At 31.8% G+C, this 13,050-nt stretch carries 6 protein-coding genes; 1 reads left to right on the top strand and 5 read right to left on the bottom strand.

What is annotated here, in order from left to right; all coding sequences use genetic code 11:
- Window positions 1–98: 98 nt before the first annotated feature.
- The 5 genes from rlmB to nifJ form a co-directional block, all read right to left on the bottom strand.
- Window positions 99–797, bottom strand: a complete 699-nt coding sequence (gene rlmB / locus HW275_RS07995; protein WP_178936020.1) for a 23S rRNA (guanosine(2251)-2'-O)-methyltransferase RlmB — start codon at window positions 795–797, stop codon at window positions 99–101.
- 651 nt (window positions 798–1,448) lie between these two features.
- Window positions 1,449–3,038: a glycoside hydrolase family 57 protein gene (locus HW275_RS07990; protein ID WP_178936019.1), complete on the bottom strand. Its 1,590-nt coding sequence runs from the start codon at window positions 3,036–3,038 to the stop codon at window positions 1,449–1,451.
- Window positions 3,039–4,153: 1,115 nt separating this feature from the next.
- Window positions 4,154–5,053 carry a diacylglycerol kinase family protein gene (locus HW275_RS07985; protein ID WP_178936018.1) on the bottom strand — a complete coding sequence of 300 codons (900 nt, stop codon included), beginning with the start codon at window positions 5,051–5,053 and terminating at the stop codon, window positions 4,154–4,156.
- A gap of 171 nt (window positions 5,054–5,224) precedes the next feature.
- Window positions 5,225–8,218: a single-stranded-DNA-specific exonuclease RecJ gene (gene recJ / locus HW275_RS07980; protein WP_178936017.1), complete on the bottom strand. Its 2,994-nt coding sequence runs from the start codon at window positions 8,216–8,218 to the stop codon at window positions 5,225–5,227.
- A 209-nt stretch (window positions 8,219–8,427) separates the two neighbouring features.
- Window positions 8,428–11,991 (bottom strand): pyruvate:ferredoxin (flavodoxin) oxidoreductase, encoded by a 3,564-nt coding sequence (gene nifJ, locus HW275_RS07975; RefSeq protein ID WP_178936016.1) that lies wholly within the window; start codon window positions 11,989–11,991, stop codon window positions 8,428–8,430.
- A gap of 377 nt (window positions 11,992–12,368) precedes the next feature.
- On the opposite strand from nifJ, the gene HW275_RS07970 reads away from it, so the two are divergent.
- The gene (locus HW275_RS07970) at window positions 12,369–13,019 is read left to right on the top strand and encodes an RsiV family protein (protein WP_178936015.1); all 651 of its coding nucleotides are present in this window, start codon (window positions 12,369–12,371) and stop codon (window positions 13,017–13,019) included.
- Window positions 13,020–13,050 lie beyond the last annotated feature (31 nt).

The following is a 13,050-nucleotide window of genomic DNA, read 5'->3' as shown; positions in this document are numbered from 1 at the left end:
TTGACCTCTTATTATTATAAACACTTTTTTTATCGGAATTTTATAACTTTTACTTTTATATTAACTAACTTTTTTCAATGAGAAAATTCCAAATTTTACTATTTCGACATTTCTGCCAATATTATCCCCCCAGCCACAGATACATTCAGCGAGTTTATTTGCCCCTTCAAGTGTATTTTTATAATTTTATCACAATGCTCCTTGACTTTTTTTCGCATTCCATTTCCTTCACTTCCAAGCACAAGACATGCTTTTTCTGGATAATTTTCTTCATAATAGTAATTTTGCCCGTCAGCTTCTGCACCGTAAACTGTGTATCCATATTTTTTTAATTTGTCAATCGTATCAGAAATATTTGTAACTTTTACAATATCCACATGCTCAATTGCTCCTGTCGATGATTTTACAACTGTTTCCGTAACTTTCACACTATTTCTGTCCTGAATAATAATTCCGTCTACTCCAAAGCACTCCGCACTTCTTATAATCGCCCCAAAATTTCTCGGATCCTGAACCTGATCCAGCACAACAACTATAGATTTTTCCTTTTTCAAAAGTTTTTCCAAAAATGCAGTAAAATCAATATAATAATCAAATTTCGAAATAAGTGCCACGACTCCCTGTGAATTTTCAGTCCGTCTACCAGTATAAAAAATCTTTATATTCCTTCTGCTCGCCAAATTCAATATTTCCTTAATTGTTTCCTTCTTTATCTTCTTATAAACTTCCAGTTTCTCAATATTCTTATCCGATTTCAATACTTCAATCACTGGATTTATCCCTATTATCTTCTCCATTCTTTTTTCTCTCTCTTTCTATTATTAATATTAAAATAAATAATTTTTTCTAATATTGTTTTTCTATTTATTACTTTTTTATTTATTACTTTTTTATTTCAAAATTATTTTGATTAACAATTATTTTTCTTATTTGTATTTATATGTTTTTTCTTTAACGAAATTTTGCTTGATTTTTTGTACTTTTCAAAATACATTCTAATTTCATAAAACCGCTGTAAATTATAAAACTTAAAAAATTTGTCGTGATTTTTTTGGAATGAAAACTACTGTCTGAGCTTTTTCAAAATATTGAAATTGCTATTATTTAAAGAGTTGATAAAAACTCTTATTAAAAAGCGAGTTTAGTTTTTATTTCAAAAAAATGCTTAGACGAGCCAGGATTGTAAAGGGGATGGCAACTGATCCTCTTTACGTTAAAAAAAAAATATTTAAAATAAATAAAAAACAATTATTAACTAAAATAACCTAAGTAAATTTAAATAAAATAATTTAGATAAATATTTAAACTTTTGAATATATTTTATAATAATTTTCATTTAAAAGCAACAAACAAAAAATATTTACCAATTTAATTAATATTAAAAAGGAATGTTCTTATAAAAATTATAAAAAACACTCCTTAAGTTATATTAATTTTTATTACTTAAATTATAGCCAGTCACTTCTGTACATTCTATATTCGATTTCAGGGAAAATATTATCTCTGCTTTCAATTTCATTTAGCCAGCTTTCATCTAAATTGCCGTTTTTGAAGTCTTCGTAAATTTTGAATAATCTATGAACATGATCGCTTATTTTTTTATGAGCATATCCAACCATTGTTCCTGTGTACATTATAAATTCCCAACAAGATGTCTGTGCCATTAACAACTCTCTTGCGGCTTGATTTAATGCTCTGTATTCCAGTTCGTTGTATGGTTCTCTTCCGTTTGCCAATTCTATCATTTTTTGCGCAGCTTTATGTAAATGTCTGTATGCGTAATCATTTGAACCGTCTATCCAAACGTCGTAATAACCATTTGCTCCCCAGCTTGACATACTTACGTCAACTATTTGGTTTGTAGGGTATTTTTGTAAATATTTGTATGGTGTTATTGTAGAAAAATCAGATTCAGCTATTGCTCTGAATACCCATTCTAGGAATATAGGCCCTTCATACCACCAGTGTCCATATAATTCAGCATCGTAAGGCGATACTACGATAGGTTTTCTATATTTCATTTTTGAAGCAAGAAATTCAATTTGTTTTGAACGATTGAATACAAAGTTATACGCATGTTCTTTTGCCCTGTCTGCTGCTGCCTGTGGATTATAAACTGCTTTATAGCTTCCTTTCTTATCTGTTATTGCGTGATATTTTATTCCTATGTTTCTTCTTACTCCATCACTGTGCAAGTAAGGTTTTACAAGTTCATAGTCAAGTTCGTATCCTGCATCCTTATGGAATTCACGGTAAAGTCCATCTCCTGGATACCCTGATTCAGAACTCCAAACTTGTTCTGATGATTCCAAATCTCTGGCAAATGCAGCCACATAATTCTTAGTATAAACTGGTGAATAAATACCATAAACTGGACGTGGATCACTGTGCATAATTCCATGCGCATCAACTAGGAAATATCTTATTCCGTGTTTTTCCAAGAATTTATCTTGTCCTGGATAATAAGCACATTCAGCTAGCCAAATTCCCTTTGGATCCCTTCCAAAATTTTTAATATAATCTTTTTTTGCCATAAGCACTTGAGCGTTTACTGCTTCAGGATAATCTTTCATAACTGGTAAAAATCCATGTGTTGCTGTAACTGGAATGATTTCTAAGTTCCCCTGATCTTGAAATTTTCTAAATGCCCCCACTAAATCTTTGCTGTACTTTTCTTCAAATACTTGTCTTGCTCTCGTATTGAACCATAAATTATGTTTTGCAACATTTAGCATGTCAGGATATGGACTTAGTCTTTCCACTTCATTTTCACAGAATTCAATTAATTTATTTATATGACGAAGATATCTTTCACGCAATAAACCATCATTTAGCATATTTACAAGCGTTCCAGACATTGTAATAGTTATATTCCAAGGAATGTTATCTCTTGTTAAATTTTCAAACATTTCCAGTAAAGGGATATACGTTTCCGTAATCGCTTCATATAACCAATCTTCTTCTAAAAATTCTTCATACTCTGGATGTCTTACATACGGCAAATGTGCATGTAAAACAAGACTAAAATATCCATTCATAATTTTTCCTCCATACTTTATAAATTTTTATATACTATATTTATACCATATTTTCCACAAAATTCAAAATTTTTTTATGCAATGTTTACTGAAAATTTAAACTTTCTTTTTTTATTACTATCTAAGTATTAACCTATTTTACTTTTTTATATAAAAATATATAAAATCAATTTTTTAGATATTTTGAGTAATAATGTTTTTCTTTAAATTTATTTATAGCCAGAGTCTAGCCATAGGTATTGCGTAGCAATCTTGCCACAATTTTAATTATCAGGATAAATCTTTACTGCAAAATAAAGATTTGTAACAACGAGCAATCCTGCAAAAAAAGAAGCATAATCCAAAAAATTCCATTTCATTAAAACCTGCCAGCAAAGTTCAACTGGCAGGCAAAAGGTGAGGACAATAAGACAAGAATTCAATTGCTATTTTTGACTGCTAAAAATCAAAAACAATATGATTATAACTGTCAAAACAGTCAAATCCCAATTTGCCATTATTACCACCCCCTGTTCAAGAAAGTGTAATCAAGGTTGCGTTCCTTGACAGACAATTATATCACAAAAAAAAGCCCTATTCAATAAAGAATAAAGCCTTTTTCTCGCATTTTTAATTTTACACTAACCTGAACAGGTTTTTTATACTAAATTAGTATATCATTTTTTCTAAAAAAATTCAATCCCAAAATTTTCAAAAAATAAAAAGGAAACATAATTCCAAAAATTCCACTTCATTAAAACCTGCCAGCTAAATTCAACTGGCAGGCAAAAGGTGAGAACAATAAGACAAGAATTCAACTGCTATTTTTGACTGCTAAAAATCAAAAACAATATGATTATAACTGCCAAAACAGTCAAATCCCAGTTCATCATTGAGACCACCCCCAGTCTGTTTTATGTAGTTGTCAAGGTTGCGAGCCTTAACGGTTAAAATTATAACATAAAAAAAGATCCCATTCAATAAGAACAGAACCTCTTTTTCGCATTTTTACTACATAACCCAGACAGGTTTTTTATTCAAAATTATTATATCATTTTTTTTCAAAAAACTCAATCCCTAAATTTCTGAAAAATAAAAAAATCTTTAATTAAAGTTTTCTTATATTGCAAATTTTTTTAACAAAAAACTTTTAATTTTCCACTAATAAACTCAATTGCTACATCCATATTTTCCCCTTCTTCCCCATCGATACTTACGTCAATTTCTTCAGCAACTTTTTTTATTTCGCATTTTTTGGCTTGTAAAGTTCGGATGTAATCGTTGTTTGTTAGATTGCTATTCATTAAGTCGATTAGGATTTTTGGAATATCTAGTGGATTGTCAATGTTTTTTACGATTAGAATATCCATAAATCCGTCATTCATGCTAGCTTCATCAATTACATTTTCAAATCCGCCGACACTTTTTCCATTCAGAATTGCGTACAAAATAGCCTTTTTCTTCACTTTCTCATTTCCATCCAGCACAATATCCAAGTCAAAAGTCTTTATATTTGTAAGTTCTCCAAGTCCATTTATGTAATAGGCAACTTTTCCAAACGTCTTTTTCAGTGTCTTGTCCGTATTGTAGGAAATTTTGGTAAACAGCCCACCAGCATACGAAGACAAGAATACAGTTTTCCCATTAATTAACCCAAAATCAATATTTTTGGCAGTTTTATCTGTAATTTTCTCTATCCAGTTTTCGATGTTTTCTTCAATTTTCAATGCTTTTGCAAAGTCGTTTGATGTTCCTGTCGGAAATATTGCAACTTCTGGAAATTCGATATTTTTACAATAAAGCTCGCTTAAACAACGGCTTAACGTTCCATCTCCGCCTGATAAAATCAAAATATCATATTTTTCATTTTTTAAAATTTCTGTAAGCAAATCATAATTCTGATTTATGCTATAAAGTGTCAATGTAATCCCTTTTTCTAGCAGTTTTGTCGTGATTAAATCAAAATTGCTTAAAATTATATTGGCATTTCCAGATTTTGGATTGTAAACCAAAATAGCCTTTTTTAATTTTTCCATAAATTCTCCTATTTTTTTTATTCATTATTTGAAAGGATTCATAAAATCTTATTAATATTATATTTTTTATATTCTTGTCGCATAGATATTATCTCACATCACTTTTTTTCTAATTTTTTAACAACAAATCAAGATTTTTTGCTACTCAAATATTTATATCATTATTTACTTTTATAAAATCTCATTAATCGAATAATCAGAATAAATCTTTTCTCCATCAGTAAGCAACTTTTTCAATTTAATTTTTTCTTCAATCGGTAAATATTCTACAAAAATATTTTTTGCATTTTTTCTCTCCTTCTTCGTTGAATTTTCTAAAAATATTATATTTTCTGGCATTTTAATTTTCGTATCTATCTCTTCAATATTATTTTTGTCCAAATCATCTGTTTTTACCATAAAATCTTCAGAATTTATTATTATGCAAAATCTTTTCTCCACTTCCTGTTTTCCATTTTCACTTAACTTTTCAGTATTTTCCTGCTGTTTTTCCACAATATTCTCAGAGTTTTCCACATTTTCATTATTTTTAAACTCTATTTTTTCAACTTTTTTATACTCCAGTTGCTTTGAATCTTCGTTAATTTCACTTTCCATAGCGTTTTTATCTTCTGTATCATAAAAAATTTCATTTTGCATTGAAAAATCTGTTTTTATAATATTTTCCAGCTTTTCTGTATCCTTATAGTTATAAAACAATGTAAATGGATAGCCATTTTCAGAATATTTTTCATTTATGTCAAAATACGATTTTATAAAATTGTTAAAAGCTGGCTTTTTATCTGAACTTATTACAATTTGACTTTTTTTATCAGTCATTTTTTTATAATAAATTCCAACTGTCAGTAAAAAATTTTCAAAATTTGACATTTTGTATTTATATTTTTCATTTTCATCAAAAATATTTTTTATAATCAAGTTTTTGTTTTGCTTAAAAAACTGTGCCAGCAATTCTTTAGTCTGTGAATTATACTCCATTTTCCCAATCAAAAATTCTTTTATTTTCTTAAAAATACCAATTTGCGTGTGATCATAACATTTAAAATTATAATCTCTTTTTATCAGTATATTTACAATATTATGATTTGAAGCCTGCTTCACATCCTCCATTTTCACGATAAAATTCCAGTTATAATACTGATTTAAAAGTATTAATAAGTTAGAAATGCTGTAATCAAGCCGTCCGATGAACTTTCTTCCTTGAAAAAGCGAAACCTGATCAAATTCCATTTTCATTGTAATTTTCTTTTCCGTTTCCAGCTCAATATTTGTATAAAATACCGACTTCATCGGGAAAGATGTGTTAAAAAGCGAATGATAATAAGATAAAGTATCATCCTTCAACTGCGACACTTTCACATCCTCAATATACACTTTCGTATAATATCTCTCCTGAAACATTTCCGTCTTTAATTTATAAACAATATCGTAAAACAAGTTTTCGTTCAGTTCCTTAAAATACTCGCCAGAATTAAACCAGACAGCATTTCTATTAAAAAATCCCTTTTGCTTTATATCAAACATTATATGATTTTTATTTTCCCCAATGAACTTTATATTTTCAAAAAGTACGTTATTTGTCCTAAAAGTCGGCATTGGATTTCCAAAGCCAAATGGCTTTAACAGTTCTATTATTTGGAAAAATTCGTAGGAAACCTTTTGAATTGGGATTTGCTTGTCAATTTCTATTATTTTTACAAAATCCTCTTCCTTTAATTTTGTTTTTGCAAATTTATTTATTTTTTTCTTAAATAATTCCAAATTTTTTATTCCAATCGTAAATCCAGCTGCTCCAGAATGTCCCCCAAACTTCACAAAAAGCTCAGGCATCGACTGCAACGCCTCCAAAATATTAAAATTCCCAATACTTCGGCATGATCCAACCGCTATTCCTTCATCTTCCTTCACTTCAATGATAATCGCAGGCTTGTAATATTTATCCACAATTTTGGAAGCCGCTATACCAATTACACCGTGATGATATTCAGGCGAATAGTCCACAATCACATAATCTTCCTTCAAATCGCTTTCTTCAATATGTTTTTCTACTTTTTCCACGATTTCATTCTGCAATTCTTTCCGCTCAAAATTTTTATTAATCAATTCCTTTACGATTATCTCAATTTCCCTGTCATTATCCGAAATTAGTAATTTTACCACCATTTTTGCATCTTTAAGCCTTCCAGCCGCATTAAAGACAGGTGCTATGATAAAGCCCACATCATACGAATTATATTCAGTTTTCTCATTAAAATCCGAATTTTGCGTACTAAACAATTTATACAGTAAAAATCTAAGTCCCTTATTTTTAGAACGGCTAAGTTGCTCCAGCCCAAATTTTGTCAAAATCCTGTTTTCTTCCACCAGCGGCACAATATCGGCAACCGTACCAATTGCTACCAGATCGAGATACTTATATGCTTTTGCCTTTTTCCCAATTCTTTCATAAAGACAAAGAATTACCATAAAAATAGTTCCAACTCCCGCTAGAAACTCAAAGGAAAATTCATTTTCAGGACATTTGGGATTCACAACTGTGATAGCGTCTGGAACTTTATCCCCATGCAAATTGTGATGATCCGTAATAATTATCGGCAAGTCTATAGAATTTGCAAACTCTACTTCAGGAAATGCCGTGATTCCACAATCCACAGTAATTACCAAGTCCGCCCCAGATTCCTTTATTTTCTTCAATGCAGCATTATTCAGCCCATACCCTTCATCCCGAATCGGAATGTAATAATTCACATTTTCCGCCCCAAGCTCCTTTAACGCCATATACAAAATAGATGTCGAAGTAATTCCATCCACATCATAATCTCCATATATCCAAATATTCTTCTGTTCCTTTATCGCCTTTTCAATTTCCAAAACTGTCTTTTCCATATCCTGCAGTCCATAAGGATTCTGAATGTTTTCAAGTTTTGGATTCAAAAACTCCCTTACTTCTTTCTCTGTCGTTATCCCCCGTGAATAAAGTATTTTCAAAATATCATTATCAATTACCGAACTTAAATTCGTATTTTCAAAATTCTGTTTTTCAGTCTTACTTTTTTTCAATTTTTTTGTTTTTTCATCATTTTTCTGCTTGTTGTCTCTTTCAATGTATTCCCTCTCCTGTCGTGGATTAGGAATAGTTTTTGCAGCCCATTTAGTATTTCTCATAATTTTTCCCCTCTTAATTAAACTTTTTTGTAACTCTCCCCCAATATTCAAATAATTTATTTAAATATCTACATAATTTTACCACATTTTTTTATCAAAATAAATGCCAACTATTCTAATTTTTTTCTAAAAAACAAGAAAAACCCCTAAAATAAAGGGGAATTTCTTTTTATAAAAATTAAATTTTATTTTAATTTTAAATTATAATTCTATTCTTCTACTGAATAATCCATTGCTGCCATTCGTTTATAATAATTCCAGTTGTCTTTGGCATTCTTTAGGTTTGCTTCCAGTAATTCTTTTGCTTTTTCAGGGAACTCTGCAGCTAGAGTTGCATATCTTCGTTCTCCCAGCAGGAAATCTTCGTATTTGTCCCAAGCGGGATTTCGTGTATCTAACTGCAGTGGATTTTTCCCTTTTTCAGCGAGTCTTGGATCATATCTGAAAATTGGCCAGTATCCTACTTCTGTTGCCAGTTTTTCTTCTGTCTGGAATTTACCCATGCCAGCTTTTATTCCGTGTTCTATACAAGGTGAATAAGCGATTATTATTGATGGCCCTGGATAAGCCTCGGCTTCTCTTATTGCTTTTAGTGTCTGGTTCTGATTTGCACCCATTGACACTTTGGCAACATAGATATTTCCGTAAGTCATCAGTATTGCGGCTAAGTCTTTTTTCTTTGCTGGTTTTCCTGATGCTGCAAATTTTGCAACTGCTCCTAATCTCGAAGATTTTGAAGCCTGTCCTCCTGTATTTGAGTACACTTCGGTATCAAGTACAAGAATATTCACATCATCTCCAGAAGCCAGTACGTGATCAAGCCCTCCAAATCCAATGTCGTAAGCCCAACCATCTCCACCAAACATCCAGATAGATTTTTTGATTAGATACTGTTTCAATTCCAATATTTCAGCTATATTACTTTTTACTTTTTCGTTTGTATTCCCAGAATTTTCCTTTTCCATTAAAGCTACCAGTTCATCACGTATTTCTGTTGTTTTGTCCCCATCATCAAAGTTTTCTGCAAATAAAGTGAACAAATCAGAAAGCTCTATTGAAACATCAGATTTTATTTCATTCATTCTTTTTAAAATTCTGTGTCGAATTGTGTTTACAGCCTGAAACATCCCGTATCCATATTCAGCATTGTCTTCAAACAATGAAGAAGCCCATGCAGGCCCACAGCCATTTTCAGCAGTTGTATAAGGTGTCGATGGTGCAGAAGCTCCGTAAATAGAAGAACATCCTGTCGCATTTGCCACAATCATACGTTCCCCAAATAACTGTGTCACCAATTTAATATAAGGCGTTTCTCCACAGCCTGCACACGCTCCCGAAAATTCAAACAGTGGTTTTGCAAATTGTGAGCCTTTTACAGTATTTTTCCCTAAAATTTTATCTTTGTATGAAACATTGTTAAATAAGTAATCTGTGTATTCAATTTCATTTTTTTCAATTTGAGATTGAATTGGTTTCATAACAATGGCTTTTCCACGAGGAGCAGGACACACATCTACACAGGCACTACATCCTGTACAGTCCAGAGGCGACACCTGAATTTTATAGTTCAAGTCGTTCATTCCACGTCCCAATGCCTTTATTGTCGGCATTCCTTCTGGAGCTTTTGCCATTTCTTCCTCGTCAATCAAGAAAGGACGAATTACAGCGTGCGGGCACACATAAGCACATTGGTTACACTGAATACACATATCAGGCTGCCATTCCGGCACTTCATCCGCTATTCCTCTTTTTTCATAATTTGCCGTTCCATGTTCAAATGTTCCGTCTTCACGCCCTAAAAATGTAGAAACAGGCAATTCATTCCCCTTCATTTCATTAATTGGATCTGCAACTCTTTTTACAAATTCAGGCTTTGCATCATCTATAATTTTTTCATCGACTTCAAGATCTGCCCATTCAGGCAATACTTCCACTTCGTCCAACCCTTCAATTCCTCTGTCAATTGCATCCCAGTTTTTCTGAACAATATCCTGCCCTTTTCTTCCATAACTTTTTTTGGCATATTCCTTCATATATTCCTTTGCCTCTTCGTGAGGAATCACTTCCGAAAGATAGAAAAATGCCGACTGCATAATCGTGTTTGTCCTGTTTCCAAGTCCAATTTCCTTTGCAATTTCCGTTGCATTTATCAAGTAAAATCTGGCTTTTTTACGTGCAAGTGCTCTTTTTATCTCATTTGGAACATATTTTAGCATTTTTTCCTTATCCCAAATTGTATTCAGTAAAAATATTCCTCCTTCACGCAGTCCTGAAATCATATCGTATTTTCCCAGATAGGCAGGTGCAGAGCAAGCGACAAAACTGGGCTTTGTAACTAAGTACGTCGAACGAATCGGATTTTTGCTGAATCGTAAATGCGAACGTGTTACTCCGCCAGATTTTTTTGAATCATATGCAAAATATCCTTGTGCATACAAGTCTGTCTTATCTCCAATAATTTTTATCGAATTTTTATTCGCCCCAACCGTTCCATCCGAACCAAGCCCATAAAATAAACATGCTTTCACATCCTCATTTCCAGTAAACACTTCATCTTCCAGTGCCAGAGATGTAAATGTAACATCATCAATAATTCCGATTGTAAAGTTGTTTTTAGGTTCCTTTTGTGCAAGATTTTTGAATACTGCCACAATTTGTTCAGGCGTTGTATCCTTTGATGAAAGCCCGTATCTCCCGCCAACAATTTCAGGTGCATTTTCACGTCCATAGTAAAGTGCCTTCACATCCATATATAGCGGTTCTCCCAATGCCCCAGGCTCCTTTGTCCTGTCAAGCACAGCAATTTTTTTCACGTTTTTCGGCATTGCATCAAAAAAATACTTGCTGGAAAATGGACGATATAAATGAACATTCAATGCTCCCACATTTTCCCCATTTTTATTGAGATAATCCACAACTTCCTTAATCGTTTCGTTTACAGAACCCATCGCAATAATAACTCTTTCAGCATTTTCTGAGCCATAGTAAACAAAAGGAGCATAGTTCCGTCCAGTCTTTTCACTAATTTTTTTCATATAATCATTTACAATATCAGGCACAGCTTCATAAAATCTATTTTGAGCTTCCCTTGCCTGAAAATAAATATCATCATTCTGAGCCGTTCCTCTTGTTACAGGCTTTTCTGGATTTAACGCTCTTTCCCTAAATTCCTGCACAGCTTTTTTATCAAGCAGGCTTTCAAGAAATTCATAATCCATAACTTCTATTTTATTTATCTCATGCGAAGTCCTAAATCCATCAAAAAAGTGCATAACAGGCACTCTTGCCTTAATTGCCGTCAAATGTGCAATTCCAGCCAGATCCATAACTTCCTGAACCGAGCTTGTTACAAGCATTGCCCATCCTGTCATTCTAGCCGCATAAATATCCTGATGATCTCCAAATATTGATAACGCCTGTGCAGAAATAGCCCTTGCCGCAACGTGTATTACCCCTGGAAGCAATTCCCCAGCTATTTTATACATATTAGGTATTTTTAGCAACAATCCTTGAGAAGCAGTAAACGTCGTAGTCAAAGCCCCAGTCTGAAGCGATCCATGTACAATCCCCGCAGCCCCGGCTTCTGATTGCATTTCCACAACCTTTACTGGCATTCCAAATAAATTTTCCTTTCCGTATGATGCCCATTGGTCCACAAGCTCTGACATAGTTGACGACGGAGTAATCGGATAAATTCCGGCAACTTCCGTAAATGCGTAAGCTATGTGAGCTGCAGCCTGGTTACCATCCATTGTTTTCATATTTTTTGTCATTTTTCCCTCCAAGTTATGAAATCTTATAATTTTTTCATTTCATTATAAAATTTTCAATTACATATATATAATTATATATTTTCTAGCCCGATTTTGCAATTACTTTTTAATTTTTCTTACTATTCTTTTTTATTTTTATCTGCCTCCCTTCTTTTACATAAACTATTTTATACTCCAATTTAATATTTTTTCTTTATTATTAATTTCTTTTAACGCAAGGGCATTCAGAAAAAACTAAAATATATGGAGAAAAAAGTTTGATTATTTATCAAATATAGTATATAATATATTGAAAAAACTTCAAAATTGAGATTAGAAATAAAATTCAATTTTTTAGTAAAAAAATAAAAAACAAAATTTCTGAGGTGATTATAAAAATGAGAAAATTGACATTGCTTTTTATGACATTGATTTTATTTAATCTGTCATTTTCAAAAGAAAAAATTGACACAACTTTTACGTTTCAAGGATTCTCCCCAACATCTAAAAGTATTGTGAGAACTGCCCAAAGAACAAAAGTTTTAGGAAAATCAAGAATTTCCTATCCAACATTTTTAGGTGGAAATTCAGATGTTATTAAAAATATGAATGCAACTATGAACAAGTTTATTTCAGGCTATAAATCTACAAAACACATTAGCTATACTACCACTTATGAAGTTACAGCCAGCAACAGCACATACTTAAGCGTTTTATTCACAATCAATCTTACAGACACTGATACAGGGCAAAAATCAAGACTTTATAACGCAATTTCGTATAACTTAAAAAATGGAAAACCATTACAGCTTAAAGATTTATTCACAAATGGATTCAATGACGAATTAAAAGGAGTTATTAATAACAGATTCAAGCAATTTGGATTGCCGCAAGTGGATAACTTTGACGCTATTGCAAAAAATCAGAATTTCTATTTACAAAATGATTCTTTGGTTCTATTCTACAATAAAGGTGAGGCTTCAAATTTTGCCGATGGTGAAGTGTTTATTCCATTTCTGTTAACAGATTTAATTGGAATCTTAAAATAATTTAAGTCAAAAAATAATAATAAAAAATACA

This window comes from Leptotrichia sp. oral taxon 223, assembly GCF_013394795.1.
Taxonomy (GTDB): domain Bacteria; phylum Fusobacteriota; class Fusobacteriia; order Fusobacteriales; family Leptotrichiaceae; genus Leptotrichia.
The sequence above is the reverse complement of the archived record's forward strand: the minus strand, read 5'-3'. Positions and strand labels throughout refer to the sequence as shown.